Genomic DNA, 17,930 nt, shown 5'->3' on the forward strand with positions numbered 1-17,930 from the left:
TGTATAGCGGTAAATTCACAACCTATTTCAGAGAAGCTGTTTACAGAATACACAAAGAAATAAAATATGATTGACTTCCTTTCCATAAAAAGGTAAAATTAAATTATAATTAAGAATTATTCTTAATTTAACTATAGAGGAGATAAGTATATGAGTAAACATTTATCCATGGATGTACGGGTACCAATCGAGGAAGGAAACCCGGCCATTCGCAGAATTGAAAGTCTCTGTATCAAATGCGGACAGTGTCGGGACGTATGTCAGAAACAGATTTCCGTCGGTCATCATTACGATCTTTTAAAAACCGGAGATACAGCGATCTGTATTCATTGCGGACAATGCGCCAATGTCTGTCCTACCGGTGCTATCACAGAAATTCAGGACTGGATGCAGGTACAGTCTGTCATTCAGGACAGCGGTAAGACCGTAATCGCCATCACATCTCCAAGCGTCCGTGTCTCTCTGGGAGAGGAATTCGGCATGCAGCCGGGAAGCTATGTTGAAGAACAGATGGTAGGCAGTCTTCGTGCACTTGGTTTTGATTATGTGTTCGATACGACCTTTGCTGCTGATTTAACGATTATGGAAGAGGCAAGTGAGCTGATTGAGCGTATACAGACGAAACAGCCACTGCCGCAGTTTACCAGCTGCTGCCCTGCCTGGGTGAAATTCGCAGAAACCTATTATCCGGAGCTGCTGCCTAATTTATCCACCAGCAAATCACCAATTTCCATGTTTGCACCAACCATCAAAACATGGTTTGCGGAGAAAGAAGGTCTGGATGCAGATGATATTTATGTTGTAGCCATCACACCGTGTACAGCGAAAAAGTTTGAAATCATGAGAGAGGAATTAAGCGATGCCGCAAATTATCTGGATCGAAAGCCTGCGCAGGACTGCGATCGTGTAGTCACAACAAGAGAACTGGCACACTGGATGCGTGCGCGTAATCTGGATTTGGAAAGCGTAGAAGAAAGCGATTATGATTCTTTGATGCCAAGAGGAAGCGGTGCCGGTATCATCTTCGGTAATACAGGCGGCGTCATGGAGGCAGCAATTCGCAGTGCATATTATTTCCTGACAAAGGAACAGCCGCAAAAGAATCTTCTCCAGCTGGAGGCTGTGCGCGGCATGGAGGGGGTTCGTAAGGCCGAACTGACTATTCAGGAGCTGCCTTTGAAGGTTGCTGTTGTTCATGGAACCGATAATGCCAGAAAGTTTTTACATCATCTCAAGGAGAGCAAGGAGCACTTTGACTTCGTAGAGGTTATGACATGTCCGGGAGGCTGTATTTCAGGCGGTGGACAAACGAAGCATATCGGCGAGGATATGGATACTGTCCGAAGGGCAAGAATTCAGTCACTGTATGATAAGGACAGCAGTATCACTCTACGCAATTCTCACGATAACCCGCATATTCAGAAGGTGTATGCGGAATTTTATGGGAAGCCGCTCAGTGATCTGGCAGAAGCATTGCTGCATACAAATTACGAAGCAAGAAACGATTTACAGGAGAATCCATCCCGCTATGAAGCTATGTATCAAGCAGATACACCTGCACAGGAGCCTGTCAAAGAGCAGACTATGGATGTACGCTACCGCTGTACCATCTGCGGTTATATTTATGAGGGTGATATCACGAAGGAGTCTGATGATTACAAATGTCCGATCTGCACGGTTCCAAAGGATATGTTTGCAAAGATGGAGGATGCACCTGTACAAGAGCCTGTCAAAGAGCAGACTACAGATGTACGCTACCGCTGTACCATCTGCGGTTATATTTATGAGGGGGATATCACGAAGGAATCTGATGATTACAAATGTCCGATCTGCACGGTTCCAAAGGATATGTTTGTAAAGGTAGAGGATGCACCTGTACAAGAGCCTGTCAAAGAGCAGCCTATGGATGTACGCTACCGCTGTACCATCTGCGGATATATTTATGAGGGGGATATCACGAAGGAACCTGATGATTACAAATGTCCGATCTGCACGGTTCCAAAGGATATGTTTGAAAAAATATAATGGTTATATGAACGCAATACCTGTGTTAATACATGGGTATTGCTTTTTTCGATAACAAGCAGAATATCTATACAAGAGAATCAATCTGCAGATGATTGAATACTTCCAATGTGTCTATTGCAGAAGCTTCTTACTAACAAAAATCATAATGTGGCCATTCCCTATAACATGAACAATAACGCAGGCATTCCCTGTCCTAATCAAATCTCTCTATATATATGCATATGAATTATGTCTTTTCTTTTTTGGCATGCAGAAAAGGTATGCTTGAAACAAAAAAAGGACACTTAGGTCCTTCGCTCACTTCAAAAAGTGTTAATTCAGCTATTCATCCTTTTCATATCACTCAGTAGCTGTTCCAGCTTTTCTTCCATCGTATCGTCCGAAAACTGGCAGGTACCGACAACACGGTGACCGCCACCGCCATACTTCAGCATCAGCGCACCGACATCAATCGTGCAGGTTCTGTTCATTATACTGTAGCCAACAGCTGCAGAACAGCCATTTCCACCCTTACCATTTACAATCCATACAGAAATATTCGCATCCGGATACAGGCCATAAATCAGAAAACGATTGCCGGTATAAATTGGGTCAACACCGCGAAGATCGGAAATGATAATTTTGTTTTGTACCGTTGTATGCTGCTTCACCATATCGATGAATTTTTCAGTCTGGTCCCAATACAGCTCTATACGTTCCCGAACATCTGCTTCTGCCATAATTTCATGGATATTCATCGTACTGCACCAGTTTATCATTTCTTCCATCAATGCATAATTACTGATTCTGAAATTGCGAAATCGTCCCAGCCCGGTACGCGGATCCATGATAAAACCAAGCAGAATCCAATCATTGGGATGCAACACCTCTTCAAAGGTTAAATTGGCACTGTCCACCTTATCCACCGCTTCCAGTAAATCATCATATCTTGGGAACCGTTCTCTGCCTCCATAATAATCATAAATGATATGAGCACAGCTTGGAGAATATCTGCTTTCCCCCTTGTATTTTCCTTTGTATGCATTACGTTCCTCTTCACTGGAATGATGATCAAACCACAGACCACAGCCTTCCACAAAGGGAACATTCGCAAGACAGTCATCCTGTGTAACCTCAATCAAGCCGTCCTGCAAATCCTTTGGATGAACGAATTTCCAATGATCGATGACCCCTGCTTCCTTCAGAAACACAGCACATGCCAATCCATCGAAATCCGATCTTGTCAATAATCTCATGTGAGCTCCTCCTTTGATATGTATACCATCAGTTTATCACTAAATATAAGCACAAGCAAGAGAAAGCCCTTTCAATAGATACTTATACTGTATCAATCATCGCTGTGTGCAGCCTTCTTTACACACAGATTTCACAACAATATAACATCAGATATGTGATATGAATAGAGCATCGCTCCCATTAAATATAGATTCTGTGTCGCGTAATTGTTATACACTTTATTGGCTATATGGTTTTTGTTTCACACCGTAAAAAGAAAGCATCATACAGTGATTGGTTTATATGATCGCAGCTTCTTAGCTATGTGGAAAATCAAATCTGAAAAACACACAGGTATTGGAAACAGCTGTCTATTAATATTACCTCGATTTCATTTGCATAGCGCTTTTCTTTCTGTGAACAGGACGAAGCATGGCTGTCATTCGCTAGGAATGTAAAAGGATGAAAATCCCTTAGGTTTTCGATAGAAGAATGTCCCCCTGCAGATAAGAAAAAAGGATCAAGAGCATCACAAGCCGATGAACTTAACCCTTTGTTCTTTTGTTTTGCGACGATATTCTAAAGAAAATAAGACCCTATTTAAATTAGATCCTTATCTTCTTTCGTATAGCCTATGATACCTGCTTCTGCTTATTGGAAATGCTCCAGCAGCAGCTTCTCCGCTTCCGCACTCCACAATCCTTTATTTCTTTGGCAGACAGCATCCAGCTCCTTAAAGAACGGATCCTGTTCTCCCAGCTTTCCAAAATCATCGATCGCCGTCATCGGCATATTGATGTGTGTATAGACAAGCTTTTTACCTCCCGGCACATCCGGCAGATTCTTTGTTGTTTCCACTACAGAATCCAGACCTCCGACATGGGTAATCATAACCGCCGATTTGATCAGTCCCTTTGCTTCTTTTTCAATCGCTTCCTTCATATCATCAATCGTTCCACCGGTTGATCCGATGATTTTACTTCTGGAATAGTGACAATCATACAGATTGATCATGGAAGAGAAGTTCATGTCAGTTGGTCCTGCAAACAAATTCATACAGCCATCATATGCCATAATACGATTTCCCAATTCGCAGACCGCACGGTTCGGTATATACACAAAGACATCGTCATAGCCCTTTCCCTCGGTCAATGCCATCAGCTCCTGTACCGGATCTTCCATGGAAGCTGTGTTCACATAGAGCAGCTCAACGCCATGTGCTGCCGCTTCTTCTTCACTGATCACCTCTCTTGCACGACTGATTCGCTCATCGTTGATTTCTGTCACAACGATGCGCTTCGGCTTATTTTCAAAGGTAAGACCATAGCTGATTGCCCCCAATCCCATTGGTCCGCAGCCGCCAAGTATAATGATATTGCCGCCCTCCTTTGTGCCCATCACGTGCTGATAGGTACCCGGAACGGTATGATAGTTTGTGTGATAGCCGCCAATTACACAGCTGACAGGCTCTGCCACACTGCTTGCGAAATAGCCATCGCCCTCAAAGGTCCACAGACATCCTGCTTCAATGATATCATTGGGAAAGATACAATACTGCGTATCTCCACCGCACCACTGATAGGAATATCCCGGACTTTCCATCTGTCCCGGAATAGCCGGCTGCTGTGCAAATTTCTGTCCCGGCTGAAAGCGATCCTGCCACTTCTTTCCTACCTGCACGATATCACCGGCAAACTCATGTCCGATGATGATTGGATGATCCGCTACATCGTTTGGCACACGCTTATGGTTTGCCCCCTGCTTTACCGTTTTCCATGTGGACATACAAATGCTGTCGCTGACTACCTTTACAAGAATTTCGTCCTCCTTGATTTCCGGTAAATCGAACTCCTCCAGACGGATATCATCTACGCCATACAGACGCACTGCTTTTGTTTTCATATCAAATTTCCTCCAGTTTCTTGATTGTTACCTGCTTCATCAGCTTTTCCACAACCGCCTTTTCAGCAGGCTGTGTTCCTTTTGTCATAACAGCTCCCGCACTGCATGCGACTGCCAGAGCAATCAGCTGTTCCATTGTATTGTTTTGTTCCAGAGCATAGGCGATCGCTGCCACCATGGCATCCCCCGCACCTACGCTGGAATGCGCCTGAATATGCAAAGCCTCTGCCTGATATACTCCCTCATGACTGAGAAAGATACTGCCTTCCTTCCCCATGGATACGACAACCAGACGGCATTCCTCATTCAGCAGTGTTTTTGCCAGAGAAATGATTTCCTCATTGGAGCAGCTCTGTGAAATTCCAAAATATGTCGCAAGCTCATATTTATTCGGCTTGATTGCATAGGGCTTTGCCTGTATCCCCTGCGCAAACAGCTCCCCATCCGCATCCAGAACAACACGGGCACCCTGCTGCTTCACAATGTCAATCAGCTCCCGATAAATATTATTACGAACACCTGCAGATACATTACCACTCAGTACCACAAGATCATCCGGCTGAATCAGGGAAAGAATTTTTTCCTTTAAGCGCTTAATTTCCGTTTCTGTGATAACCGGGCCAGCCTCGTTCAGTTCCGTAAGCTCCATATCGTGATCCAATACCTTCAGGTTGGTACGGGTCATTCCCTCCACCCATACAAAATCATTTTCAATTACAAGCTCATTCAGTACCTTTTGGATGTATTCTCCGGCTGATCCAGCCAGAAATCCGGTCGCTATGCTTTTCCCCTGCAGGGCATGAATGGTTTTGGATACATTAACACCCTTTCCCCCGGCGTCCTGCATCACATTTTTCAATCGGTTCAAACCGCCCGGAATCATCACATCCACCTCTGCCGTTTTATCAATAGCGGGATTGAAGGTTACGGTAAGAATCATGCCGCATCACCTGCCAGAATATCATAAACGGTATCGACATCCCCTGCGACAACCTTTTCCACCATTTCCATCTCTCCAAGCTTCTCTGCAATATTGGCAAGAATCGCCATATGATCATCATTTTTTGCGGCAATGCCGATCACAATACGCGCTCTGCCTTCCGCCCACTTGATACCATCCGGATAAATCATAACAGCAATTCCCGTCTTTCTTACACAGTCCTTTACCTCATATTCCCCGTGAGGAATTGCAATATCATTACCGATATAGGTAGTCAGGGAGTGATCCCTATTCAGCATTCCCTGAATATATCCTTCATCGATATATCCGGAATTCTGTAACAGCCTTCCCATGGCTATGATTGCCTCATCACTGCTGTCGGCATGGCAGTTTAACAGAATGTTGCTCTTTTCCAGTATATTGTTTTTCTTCTCTTCCTTTTTCTTTCTGAATATCATAATATCCTCCACTATGTTTTCATATTCTTCATCATTCATAAATCCCTGAACACTGTAATAGCGTACGTCAGGAAATTGTTTTTGTATCCGCTGTGCAAAGTTATGATGGGATACCAGAATTTCTGCATTGGATGCTACTTCATCAATCGCACAGTTTTTCACACGGCAGATGATTCCATGTGCCTTCAGCTTTTTCTGCAGCTGACTTGCGGCCATTGCGCTGCTTCCCATGCCTGCATCGCATACAAAATAGATATGCAGGTCTTCCAGTGCTTCCCGCTCTTCCTTCTTATGAAACAAGCCCATCGAACATCTCCTTTCTACCATGCAATCGCTGTATCCATGTACTCCATGATCAGCTGACTCAGTGCCGCTTCTATTCGCTCGATATCCTGTGTGCAGACGGCTTGCAGTAAGGCGTCGGATTCCACAAGACCTCTGGAGAAAAGCGATAAAAGCTCTTTACGAACACTGTTTGCCTGAGGATTCATAAGCATCACAACAACAAACTTCAGTCCCTTGGCATCCCTTTTCCATGCATGTCCGGGATATTGCAGAAGTATTTCCATCGTATCCACGGCACTGGTTGTGGCATGCAGCAGAGCAAATTGCAAATCCTGCATAATCACAGACCCCATGCTCTCACGCTTTTGCAACGCTGTGGTAATCTGCTGAATTGCGGCCTTGTCCTTTCCAATCTGTGCAGCACCTTCAACCAGCAGCTCCATCAGTGTTTCACTGTCGCTTGTATGCAGCCTGATGTGATCAAGCAAAAGCAGACTCTCTTCACTGATGGATTTCAGCAGGCGCAGCTGTTCGCGAAATTCACTCGCAGGCTGGACTGCTTTTTGAAGCGGCTCCGAAAGCTCCTGACGACTCGTAACAGCTGCTCGTATATTGTGAATATCCTGCTGATTCAGCAGCGGTGTTACGACGATCACTTCCCGATCCGAGACATCCAGCGAAAAGGTGGAAACCAGCAGCTCAGCGTCATCATATGCATGGCGCTGTACATCCTCCATAGAGAATATCTGCAGCTTAACATCCGGATGAAAGCTTTTCTGAATGCGGGCTGAAAGCATGGCACTGACACCGATCCCACTCGCACACACAACACCGATGGGGATTACACGCCGATGAATTGCGGTATGCTGCATACGCTCCAGTGATGCTCCGATGTGCATGGTGATAAAGCCTGTTTCATCTGCACTGATTGGTGCACCGCAATAGTTCTCCAAAACACGGCATGCCTGCTTTGTCTGCTCGTATAATTCCCCGTATTCCTTTTGTATCTGCGAAAGCAGCGGGTTGTAAATCGGCAGATCATGCTGCAGACGGGTGATCGTCGGTGACAGATGTGTCAGCAATCCCTGAAAAAGCTCCTCATCCTCCATAAGAAGATAGCGTTTATCCTCATCATAGGTCTGCAGCATGGCATACAGAATATCGCGAAGCTGCTGTGTAGTTTCATCCTGCAGACTGTCATATTCGACTCTGCTGATTTTAGCTCCCCGAATATGCAGGGCGATAAATGCGATTTCCACATCCGGTATATCAATATCAAATTCCAGCTCCAGAACATGTGCCATCTGCTGCGCCTGCTTATAGCTGGCATCATCCTGCACCATGGCAACGACATCCCCGCCATCCTTCAGCTCCTCGTTTTTCAAAATGCGCTCAATGGCGATTACCAGATGAATGATGAGACCGATATAGGATGCCTGTGCATAGCGGTCCAGATTCAGCTCATGCTGGTTGGTATGAAATACATCCAGAATCCGTTTCAAAATATCCTGATTCAACATGTTCAGAATACCGGCATCCTGATGGAGAAAGATCTCGGTAAGCAAGGTCTGGGAGTCCAGAAAATTTACACTTTCATAGCTTTCCTTATTTTGTAAATGCTCCTGCAGAAGTTGTGTCATCGCTTTTCGCAGCACAGCCTCCTCCCCCTGAACACCAACACCGACACCCGGCTTGCGAATCAGGGACAAATCATGCTGTTGAAACCATGGCTCTATACAATCCAAATCATTGGATATGGTAGCCTCACTCACCTGAAACAGTGCACCATAATGCAGGAGCTTTTGGACCTCGTCACTTCGCAGCAGCTCGAATATCAGGAGGTGCTGCCGTTCTTCCTTATTGAGATACTGTATCTGCTCGGTATTCAATTCCTGACGAAGCGCCTCCTTATCCTCACAAGAGCCTTCCATACGAATGCCCATGCCTGCCTTCGATATCATGTGGACATGATATTCCTTTAAAGCATCATCAATATGCCGAAGCTCCCGAAAGATGGTTCGTGAGCTTGTTTTCAGCCGTTTGGCAAGCTCCTCCACCTTGACATATCCATCTGTTTCTATGATAATCTGTAATATTTTCTTTAAGCGTGACGAATAGATCATGCCCTTCGGGTAGCTCATAAAGATCAATTCCTTTCTTATACCGTATCCGCTTGTTAGCGATTACCGGTAATTTTTTATTTTGTAAGCTCTGCTACGATTTCATCGTATTCCTTCCCACCCATGAAATTGGTGATTGGGAAGATCAGAGCGTTTGGACAGTGGCTCCTTGCCCGCTCCACCAGTGATTTATGCGTAACGATGACCTGTGTATCCTTTGGTACATCATCCAGTGCATAATGCTCAACCGTCACCTGCATACCGGCGGCATTCAGCTTCTTTGTCAGGGTTGTTGCCCCCATGGCACTGCTTCCCATACCGGCATCACATGCAAATACGATTTTACTTACTGCAGCTGCAGGCTTTGTCCCTTTGGCCTCACGCTTCATAGAGCTAACGGCAGCACTTGCTTCTTCCAAGGCACTATCATCTGTGTTCTTATTGCTGAATTTCAGGATGAAGGCTGCTATTACAAAGGATACGGCAGCTGCTACAATCACACTCAGAATGACACCGATATAGCTGTCCTTTGCACACATGCCAAGTATTGCGATGATGCTTCCCGGGGATGCGGCAGATACGAGTCCGGAGTTGAAGATACTGTTGATAAAGACGCCGGACATACCACCTGCCATAACAGCCAGAACAGTCAGCGGATTCATCAATACATAGGGGAAATAAATTTCATGTATTCCACCAAGGAAGTGAATGATAACAGCACTGGGTGCACTGCTTTTGGCAGCTCCCTTTCCAAAGAAGCTATACGCAAGCAGCAGTCCCAAGCCCGGTCCCGGATTCGCTTCAATCAGGAAGAAAATCGATTTTCCTGCTTCTGCGACCTGATCCATTCCCAGCGGCGTGAAGACACCGTGATTGATCGCATTGTTGAGGAATAAAATCTTCGCCGGCTCAACAAACAGAGATGTCAGCGGCAGAAGACTGCGTTTTACCAGGAAGTCAACACAGACTACCAGAACATCCTTGATACCGACACAAAGCGGTTCGATAGCAAGGCATCCGAAGACAGCCAGCAATGCTCCCAAAATTCCAGCAGAGAAGTTATTGACCAGCATTTCAAAGCCTGCCGGTATTTTCCCCTCAAACAGAGTGTCCACCTTTTTCATGAGCCAACCACCCAATGGGCCGGCAATCATTGCACCGATGAACATAGGATCCTCTGTTCCTGCCAGAATACCGATGGCAGCGGCAGCTCCTACTACACCGCCCCGCACATCATAAACCATTTTACCTCCGGTATAGGCAATCAGTGTCGGCAGCAGGAAGCGCTGCATTGGCGCAACCATCTGTGCCAGTGTTTCATTCGGCATCCAGCCGGTTGGAATGAACAGAGCAGTGATAAATCCCCATGCAATGAATACGGCGATGTTCGGCATGACCATTCCACTCAGGAAGCGGCCAAACCTCTGTACGTTTTCTTTCATAAATAGTTCCCTTCTTTCTGTAACCTTTCCTCTTTACACTTACAGTATAAAAGGGGGAGCGAGGAAAAACAACGAAATGAAATTCATGTTTGGCACACCCTTGCATGACAATTTTTAACATTTTAAAATAAGCCTGTATTTTCCGTGTTTTCATGAATTTTATTATTGTTATTATACTATGAAAACGCTATCCTGAATAGTATTGACAAGGCAAACAGGTTCAGGTTTTGTCACTTATTTATTACTGCCTGCAGGCTTTCTATAATCAAATCTGAAAAAAACGCATAACACGTAAAGAATGCGTCTTTTATTCATAGATATTATTTATAAAATATTGGTCACGTCTTTGATCAGCTATAAAAACCGCTGGATTTCTTTTCTATTGCTATATCCGATGCATACAGCTTGTAAAAAAGACGCATTCATTCTGCGTCCTTTTCAACTATGTAAGTTATCTTAGTTCATGCTATCGGTTCACTGTATACCCCAAGCTCTTCTCCGCTCTCCTGTGCAATCTGCACATCCAGCTTCTTCATTTCATGGTGAATAAAGAAGAAGATGATCACAGCACTTGTGATATCCGCAATCGGACCGGCATACAGGATACCGTCCAGCCCGAAATGCAGCGGCAGGATGAGGATGAGTGGAATCAGCAGTACCAGCTGTCGCAGTGAGGACAAAATGCTTGCCTTCATCGGTTGCCCGGTTGCCTGAAAATAGGAGGTGGAGGTTACCTGAAAGCCTGCGCAGAATACTCCCAGATCAAAGATGCGCATCGCCTTGATTGCGAATTCTGTAAAATTGGCATCTGCACTACCAAACAGCATCAAAATGATATGCGGAATCAGCATAAACATCGCCCAGCCTACCGTTGTGACAGCTGTTGCGATATTGCTTGCGAGCCGATAGCATCGCTTGATACGCTTCGGCTGATTCGCTCCTCTGTTAAAGCCCAGGATCGGCTGTGCACCGATACCGATTCCGATACAGATGGATACGATAATCATGGATATCTTCATGACGATTCCCATTGCGGAAAGCGCAACATCCCCGGTGACGCTTGTCTGATTTCCATAATACACAAGTGAATTATTCATGGCAATCTGCAGAATTGTAGAGGACAGCTGTGTGATACAGCTGGAAATCCCCAGAGAAAATGCCATTTTACAGATGGTTGGATTCAACCGTGTATGCGTCAGACGCAGCCGCATATTTCCCCTGCGCGTAAAATAGTACAGCAGGATCACCGTTGCGATAATCTGTGAGGTGATGGTCGCAATCGCAGCTCCCTGCACTCCCCAGTGAAATACAAATATATATATCGGATCCAGAACACAATTTAACAATGCCCCAGCGACCATGCTGTACATGGCAACATTCGGACTTCCATCACATCGTGCCATATTGCTGAGGCCGATACCGAGCAGATTAAAAACGGTACCGATCAGTATGATACTCGCATAATCCTTCGCATATCCCATATTCTTCGGCGTAGCACCGAAAATTGTCAGAATCGGATCAAGAAAAACCAATCCGACAACAGTCAGAACAATACCGATTCCAACCAGCAGAATAAATACATTTCCCAATGTATTCTCAGCTTCCTCTTCCTTCTTTTCCCCCAGCTTGATTGCCGCATAGGCACTTCCGCCTGCCCCCAGCATGGTTCCTACTGCCAGAATAATCGTAACAATAGGAAACGCAACCGTTGTAGCTGCATTCCCCAGATAGCCTACTCCCTGTCCGATGAATATCTGATCTACAATATTATAGACCGCATTCACCAGCATGGATATTACAGACGGGATGGCAAATTTCATCAGCAGCCTGCCAATCGGCTGATATCCCAGCGGGTTTTTCGTCTTTATTTCCTTCATAGTCTGTTCCATAGCTCTGCACTCCCTCTCATCGTTTCATATACGCCGTTGCATTTTCCGCAATTTCATCAAGCAGTCTCTCTGCCTGTTCTTTTTCATCCGCATGCAGGGTATGGCAAAGAATTGCATTCCATTCAGCAAGCATGCCTTGTATCACCGGTACCAGCTGTTCTCCCTGCGTTGTCAGATACAGCTGCACGCTTCTTCGATCACTGCTTCTTGTTTCCCTTCGCAGATAGCCAAGCTCCTCCAGCTTCTTAACTGCTCTGGCACAGGTCCCCTTATCAAAGCTTCCCGTCTCCGCAAGCTCAAACTGACTGATTCCCGGCTGTTCATAAATACGCATCAGAAAAAACTGCTGGCCGCAGCCAATGTGATACGGTGCCAGCGTTTCATCGAAAAAGGCCTGTGAGCTGCGATATACGATAGAAGCATTTTTACTGATATGTGCCATTGTCCTACCTCTCATCAAAAACAACTACCATAGTATAGCAGACAATAGTTGCATATGCAACAAATTATATAAAATATTGCCACTCCGATTAGCAGGGCTGTTTCATGTGCATCACTCATGCTATCCAGTTAAAAAAAACCGCATAACTTTATGCGGCTGCTTGCTGCTCCCTTGCGATTACCTTGCGAATGAGCTTCAGAATAGCTCTTCCTGTTTGAACATCCTCATCGTACGGTGTCTGATTGGGACGTATGATTTCCTTGGAAACGTATCCATATACTCTGGTATCATCCTTCAGCTTCACTTCAATACATACCCGAAGCTCCTGATTTTCACTTGCCAGAATCCCATTGTTTGTAAACAGGTTGGCAAGCTGGGAAACTGAGCTTTTTTTATAATACTGATTTTTCAGTGAACAGCTGCTGATTTCCCGGTAGGGTATGACCTGCTCCTCATCCATCAGAAAACGCAGCTGCCTATGCTCCTTATCAAATTGAATGATATCACGAACGGTTTTGCTGGGAGTAAATTCTGGATTCATTGTCTTCTCCTTTCCGGGGTTTCCCCCTTCCTTCATCCTCATTATATTACTATTCTTATTTTTCTTCAATATCTTATACAATGATTTAAAAAGTTTTTCACAGTTCGCTATGAATTGCTTAAAAAGGAAAAGGAAATGCTTCCCCCCATTCTTTACATAAGCGAAAGCAGATTATCAACCGGCTCATGAACAACCGGTAAGTATAGATACTAAAACATGATAAAATCACAGCCTGTCGGGCATGCTTACCACTGTGATATCATCAAATAGATATCATTTCATTCATCCGACCAGTTTATCAGCTTCCTATAGACATAGCCTGCTTTTCTCCTATTCTATACTCCGCTTTCACAGTTGCGAATAGCACGACCGAGCTTCTGCATTGCTTCATCCCACTCTTTATATAACGAAATAAAAAACGATATCCGCACTACCGATCAGATACCGTTTTGCTTATGCTTTGTATGCTATGCCTTTGCCCGGCATTTCCTCAGTAAGTCCACAATTTGCCGTGCGGTACGCATGTCCTCATGATACTGCATGGTTCCTTTGTCCACGATGTCCTCGGATACATGTACAAAAACAGACTGTCCCATCCGTACCTTCATACGAATACCGACACGCACAAACTGTCGCCCTTCCGCATAGGTAGGAAAGAGCAGATTATGCGCTAGAGCTTTCTTCAGATTATGATGATATTCACAGGATATACCGATATTCTCCAAATCCTTGTAATAGTATACCTGATCTCCTTCATCGAGCAGGAATCTCAGCTTTTTGTTGGTTTTATCAAATTCAACTACATTTTTAATCCGTTTACTGACGATGAATTCCGACATATGATCACATCCCTATCTTATCTTCATTATATAGTATTCAAAGGGCTTGTCAACGCTTTTACGCTTATTGTCTTTTAGCCGGCAGCCTTGGAGGGCACATATCCCTTTGTATATAGGGAAGCACACTGTCTTTTCTTGCGCTTCCTTTATGTTACGCCCCTCTATGCTCTTACGACCTCTTTCCTGCTGTTTTCTGACCTTTCCTCTATTTTCTTTATACAACTATCCATGCTTTCTTAAACATGCATACGCTGTTAACGTATCGCTATTCCTCTTCCATGATATCGACAGTTTCCCCTCGCAACAGCTTATTCATATTACGGATGGCACACATTTTCCCGCACATGGTACATGTATCCTCGCGCTCCGGTGCAGATTGTGCGCGGTATGCTCTGGCCTTATCCGGATCCATAGATAATGCAAACATGCTTTCCCAATCCAGATTGCCACGGGCTTCAGCCATTTGATGATCCCACTCCATGGCTCCCTTTACTCCCTTGGCGATATCCGCCGCATGTGCAGCAATCCTGCTGGCAATGATTCCTTCCTTAACATCATCAACATTGGGAAGACGCAAATGCTCCGCCGGTGTTACATAGCATAAAAAGCTGGCCCCATAGGCTGCCGCCATTGCACCGCCAATCGCCGCTGTGATATGATCATAGCCCGGTGCGACATCCGTCACGATTGGCCCCAGTACATAAAACGGTGCTCCCTTACAGATTGTTTTCTGCAGCTCCATATTTGCCTGTATCTGATGAAGGGGCATATGACCCGGCCCCTCGATGATTACCTGCACATCCTGTGCCCATGCGCGCTGCGTCAGTTCTCCCAGTGTGACCAGCTCTTCGATTTGTGCGATATCTCCTGCATCCTCCAAGCAGCCGGGGCGGCAGGCATCCCCAAGCGACAAAGTCACATCGTGCTCTCTGCATATCCTTAAAACTTCATCGAAATGCTCAAAAAACGGATTTTCATTTCCGGTGATTTGCATCCAGGCGAATATGATGGAGCCACCGCGGGATACGATATTCGTCATTCGCTTCTGTTTCTTGAAGCGTGCAGCAGTCTGTCTGTTGATCCCACAATGAATCGTCATAAAATCAACACCGTCCTCTGCATGCATGCGGAAGACATCCAGCCATTCCTGTGTCGTAATGTCCTTCAATGCTTTATTGTAATATACCACTGCATCATAAATCGGTACTGTCCCAAGAATGGCGGGGCATTCTGCAACCAGCTTTCTGCGGAAGGTTTGCGTATCGCCAAAAGAGCTTAAATCCATAATAGCCTCAGCTCCCATGTCAACGGCATAGCGCACCTTTTCCAGTTCCATATCCAGATCAAGACAATCTCTGCTTGTCCCCAGATTTACATTGATTTTCGTCTTCAGCATGCTGCCGATTCCATAGGACTTTCGGCATTTATGATGCTTGTTGGCCGGAATCACCAGCTCTCCAGCAGCGACCAATCGGCATACCTCTTTCTCGTCTAACTGTTCATAGGCAGCGACAGCCTTCATTTCTTCTGTGATAATCTGCTGTCTTGCAGCATCCATTTGTGTTGTGTACATTGCAGTATCCTCCTATATAGTAAAAAAGCTGTAAGCCTGCTACGGTGTCAGCTTTTTATGATTTCTTTGGATGACAACAGAATAAAGTCCAGTCCTGCTGTGCTTCTCTATAAAATCCCTACGCCGGCATTACCCGTATCAGGTTCATTGGGTCCCGGAGCAATTTCCGATCTCAGCCATACGTAGGCACCCCATTTATCTGTACGAAAGTATTACACCACAGAAAGACAGGACTGTCAATGCAAATTTATCGCAAGTATTGTTTTCGCATCTTGATTTTCTTGTGGTACACTTACCTCCGCTTCAAAGGAAACATCAGAAGTACAATGCAGATTTATCGCATGTAATACCTTGCGCATGCTGATATCCCTGCGACACACTTACTTCCGCTTCAAAGAAAATGTCAGAAGTACAATGCAGATTTACTGAAAGTAATACCTTGCGCATGCTGATGTCCATGCAGCACACTTACCTCCGCTTCAAAGAAAATGTTAGAAGTACAACTGCATCGTCATCAACAATTCAAAGGAAAGCATCGCTTAGCTAAGCTCTTCCATGAATCGCTCAGTTTCCAGCTCCTGCAGTTTATTATGTGAAATCCACAGTACAGAATCAAACACCTCCTGTATAAACAGCCGGTCATGGGAAACGGCCAGAATACAACCCGGAAAATCCTTTAGAATACGGCGTATGACAGGACTTGTCAGTGGTGAAAGATTTCGCGTTGGCTCATCCAGCAGAAGGACATTGCAGCCCTGCTTGATAAAGCGCAACAGATACAGCTTCGCCTTTTGTCCCTCACTCAGCTGATATACCGGATGCTCCATTTCCTCTCTTGTGAATTTCATGCGTCCTAGCAATTCCCGCGCTCTGGTTACATCATCTCTGTCACAGGCTTCCAGTAAAAACGTTACCGGTGTGTCCTGTTCAGAAAAAGCTTCTGCATAATTCTGCGGCATATAGCCAAGCCGGATATCCGTATGAGTTTTCAATATATTATAGATTTCTTTCATCAACAGGCTCTTTCCACTTCCGTTTTCACCGGCAATCACCGTTTTCTGTCTGCCATAAAGGGTGATGTGGATATCCTTTAGGAGTACTCTTTTCTCTGTTTTCAATTCCTCTTGATGAAAATCAAGAATGCGTCGACTTTTTGGAAAGCCCTCTCCTTCAAAGAAAACATCGATTGCCTCCTCTACGCTGTCCACATGCGCATAGCCCTCCTTCTCCAGTCTGCGATCCTGTGCCTTCAGATTTCTCATTTTCGTCTTTAATGCCGCCGCATAAAACGGACTGCGTACCGTATCGTTCTGTGCGTCATGCACAGCATTTATAAAGTCATTCAGCTTTTCTTTTTTTCTGCGGTATTCCCGTTTCTGCCATGACGCCTCCTGCGCTTCCTTTTTCAGCCGATTGCTTCGCTGCTCCACATATTCCTCATAATTTCCGCGATATACTGTATGACGGCATTGCGTTTTCTTATTCAGCTGCTCCAGATGCAGGATCACATTCGCGCATCTGCTCAGTAAAATTTCATCATGAGATATGAACAGTACAGGGATGCGCAGATTTTTCAGAAAATCCTCCAGCCACTGCAGGGTTTGAATATCGAGATCATTGGTTGGCTCATCCAGCAGAAGCAGCTCTGGCTTGCGCAGCATCAGCTTTAACAGCTGCAGCTTCACCTTCTCCCCACCGCTTAATGTTCCTATTTTCTGTTCGCCATACAGAATTTCATTTTTTAAGCCCAGCTCGGCACATAGTGTTTCACAGCCCTGCAGATCATTAAATTGTTCCGGCTGGATTTCATCTTCGCTGTCTTCCTTTAGTAAATATTCAAAAAGAAAAGCATCCTCCCATGTACTGGAAAGCTGCTGTTCAAAATATCCTATTTCTTTATAATCTGTGTCAATTATACCACTCACAGCTGCATAGTCTTCAATTAGATTTCGGTTATAAATCGCCTTTAGCAGTGTGGATTTTCCATTCCCTTCCTCGCCGATAATTCCTACCTTATCGTCATTTCCCAGGGAATAATTCAAATCGTTTAGCAGTGTGTGATTTTTACTATCTTGGATAGTAAGGTGCTTTAGAATAAGCATGAGCATCGCCTCCTTTAAGGCAGGCTGTAAGCAGATAATTGACGCATACGAAAAAAGTTTATTTTAAACAGTTCGATTGCAGGGTCTATTATCTATTTGCTCATCTTCTCACTCTCCATTCCTCTTTATTCTAGTAGAGTATGGATTTACTGTC

Annotated in this window: 13 protein-coding genes and 1 riboswitch; of the genes, 1 reads left to right on the forward strand and 12 read right to left on the reverse strand. The window is 44.9% G+C overall.

Translation table 11 applies throughout. The features are described from left to right. Window positions 1-150 precede the first annotated feature (150 nt). Window positions 151-2,025 carry a [FeFe] hydrogenase, group A gene (locus NE665_RS08720; RefSeq protein WP_117442063.1) on the forward strand — a complete coding sequence of 625 codons (1,875 nt, stop codon included), beginning with the start codon at window positions 151-153 and terminating at the stop codon, window positions 2,023-2,025. Window positions 2,026-2,345: 320 nt separating this feature from the next. On the opposite strand, the gene NE665_RS08725 is transcribed toward NE665_RS08720, so the two are convergent. The 12 genes from NE665_RS08725 to NE665_RS08780 form a co-directional block, all read right to left on the reverse strand. Beyond that, entirely contained in the window at window positions 2,346-3,263 is a 918-nt protein-coding gene (locus tag NE665_RS08725; RefSeq protein WP_117442064.1) for an exopolyphosphatase, read from the reverse strand. A 631-nt stretch (window positions 3,264-3,894) separates the two neighbouring features. After that, window positions 3,895-5,145, reverse strand: a complete 1,251-nt coding sequence (locus NE665_RS08730; protein WP_117442065.1) for a zinc-binding dehydrogenase — start codon at window positions 5,143-5,145, stop codon at window positions 3,895-3,897. A 1-nt stretch (window position 5,146) separates the two neighbouring features. Then, on the reverse strand, window positions 5,147-6,085 hold the full coding sequence (gene pfkB, locus NE665_RS08735) for a 1-phosphofructokinase (RefSeq protein ID WP_117442066.1): 939 nt from the start codon (window positions 6,083-6,085) through the stop codon (window positions 5,147-5,149). Continuing rightward, a complete protein-coding gene (locus NE665_RS08740) occupies window positions 6,082-6,849 on the reverse strand; it encodes a PTS sugar transporter subunit IIA (RefSeq protein ID WP_117442067.1) in 768 nt (255 codons plus the stop codon). Before NE665_RS08740 ends, pfkB begins: the two co-directional genes overlap by 4 nt. A gap of 14 nt (window positions 6,850-6,863) precedes the next feature. Next, the gene (locus NE665_RS08745; RefSeq protein ID WP_117442068.1) at window positions 6,864-8,969 is read right to left on the reverse strand and encodes a transcription antiterminator; all 2,106 of its coding nucleotides are present in this window, start codon (window positions 8,967-8,969) and stop codon (window positions 6,864-6,866) included. 56 nt (window positions 8,970-9,025) lie between these two features. Continuing rightward, complete coding sequence (locus tag NE665_RS08750; RefSeq protein WP_117442069.1) at window positions 9,026-10,390, reverse strand: PTS mannitol transporter subunit IICBA; 1,365 nt, start codon at window positions 10,388-10,390, stop codon at window positions 9,026-9,028. A gap of 461 nt (window positions 10,391-10,851) precedes the next feature. Further along, the gene (locus NE665_RS08755; protein ID WP_117442070.1) at window positions 10,852-12,279 is read right to left on the reverse strand and encodes an MATE family efflux transporter; all 1,428 of its coding nucleotides are present in this window, start codon (window positions 12,277-12,279) and stop codon (window positions 10,852-10,854) included. A gap of 16 nt (window positions 12,280-12,295) precedes the next feature. Further along, window positions 12,296-12,721, reverse strand: coding sequence for a MarR family transcriptional regulator (locus NE665_RS08760; RefSeq protein WP_117442071.1), 426 nt, complete (start codon window positions 12,719-12,721; stop codon window positions 12,296-12,298). Between the two features lie 148 nt (window positions 12,722-12,869). Next, a complete protein-coding gene (locus NE665_RS08765) occupies window positions 12,870-13,262 on the reverse strand; it encodes a hypothetical protein (protein WP_117442113.1) in 393 nt (130 codons plus the stop codon). Between the two features lie 467 nt (window positions 13,263-13,729). Continuing rightward, entirely contained in the window at window positions 13,730-14,101 is a 372-nt protein-coding gene (locus NE665_RS08770; RefSeq protein WP_117442072.1) for a hypothetical protein, read from the reverse strand. Between the two features lie 265 nt (window positions 14,102-14,366). Beyond that, window positions 14,367-15,674: a phosphomethylpyrimidine synthase ThiC gene (gene thiC / locus NE665_RS08775; protein ID WP_117442074.1), complete on the reverse strand. Its 1,308-nt coding sequence runs from the start codon at window positions 15,672-15,674 to the stop codon at window positions 14,367-14,369. A 97-nt stretch (window positions 15,675-15,771) separates the two neighbouring features. Continuing rightward, window positions 15,772-15,878, reverse strand: a riboswitch (TPP riboswitch). A gap of 335 nt (window positions 15,879-16,213) precedes the next feature. Beyond that, the gene (locus tag NE665_RS08780; protein WP_117442075.1) at window positions 16,214-17,776 is read right to left on the reverse strand and encodes an ATP-binding cassette domain-containing protein; all 1,563 of its coding nucleotides are present in this window, start codon (window positions 17,774-17,776) and stop codon (window positions 16,214-16,216) included. Window positions 17,777-17,930 lie beyond the last annotated feature (154 nt).

It is taken from the genome of Clostridium sp. DFI.1.208 (genome assembly GCF_024463855.1).
Lineage (GTDB): Bacteria > Bacillota_I > Bacilli_A > Erysipelotrichales > Erysipelotrichaceae > Clostridium_AQ.

What these genes read in the sequence shown, in the direction of transcription:
- NE665_RS08755 (WP_117442070.1), bottom strand. Translation starts at nt 12,279, where the DNA reads ATGGAACAGACTATGAAGGAAATAAAGACGAAAAACCCGCTGGGATAT.
- NE665_RS08725 (WP_117442064.1), bottom strand. Translation starts at nt 3,263, where the DNA reads ATGAGATTATTGACAAGATCGGATTTCGATGGATTGGCATGTGCTGTG.
- NE665_RS08720 (WP_117442063.1), top strand. Translation starts at nt 151, where the DNA reads ATGAGTAAACATTTATCCATGGATGTACGGGTACCAATCGAGGAAGGA.
- NE665_RS08745 (WP_117442068.1), bottom strand. Translation starts at nt 8,969, where the DNA reads ATGAGCTACCCGAAGGGCATGATCTATTCGTCACGCTTAAAGAAAATA.
- NE665_RS08760 (WP_117442071.1), bottom strand. Translation starts at nt 12,721, where the DNA reads ATGGCACATATCAGTAAAAATGCTTCTATCGTATATCGCAGCTCACAG.
- NE665_RS08750 (WP_117442069.1), bottom strand. Translation starts at nt 10,390, where the DNA reads ATGAAAGAAAACGTACAGAGGTTTGGCCGCTTCCTGAGTGGAATGGTC.
- NE665_RS08730 (WP_117442065.1), bottom strand. Translation starts at nt 5,145, where the DNA reads ATGAAAACAAAAGCAGTGCGTCTGTATGGCGTAGATGATATCCGTCTG.
- thiC (WP_117442074.1), bottom strand. Translation starts at nt 15,674, where the DNA reads ATGTACACAACACAAATGGATGCTGCAAGACAGCAGATTATCACAGAA.
- NE665_RS08770 (WP_117442072.1), bottom strand. Translation starts at nt 14,101, where the DNA reads ATGTCGGAATTCATCGTCAGTAAACGGATTAAAAATGTAGTTGAATTT.
- pfkB (WP_117442066.1), bottom strand. Translation starts at nt 6,085, where the DNA reads ATGATTCTTACCGTAACCTTCAATCCCGCTATTGATAAAACGGCAGAG.
- NE665_RS08765 (WP_117442113.1), bottom strand. Translation starts at nt 13,262, where the DNA reads ATGAATCCAGAATTTACTCCCAGCAAAACCGTTCGTGATATCATTCAA.
- NE665_RS08780 (WP_117442075.1), bottom strand. Translation starts at nt 17,776, where the DNA reads ATGCTTATTCTAAAGCACCTTACTATCCAAGATAGTAAAAATCACACA.
- NE665_RS08740 (WP_117442067.1), bottom strand. Translation starts at nt 6,849, where the DNA reads ATGGGCTTGTTTCATAAGAAGGAAGAGCGGGAAGCACTGGAAGACCTG.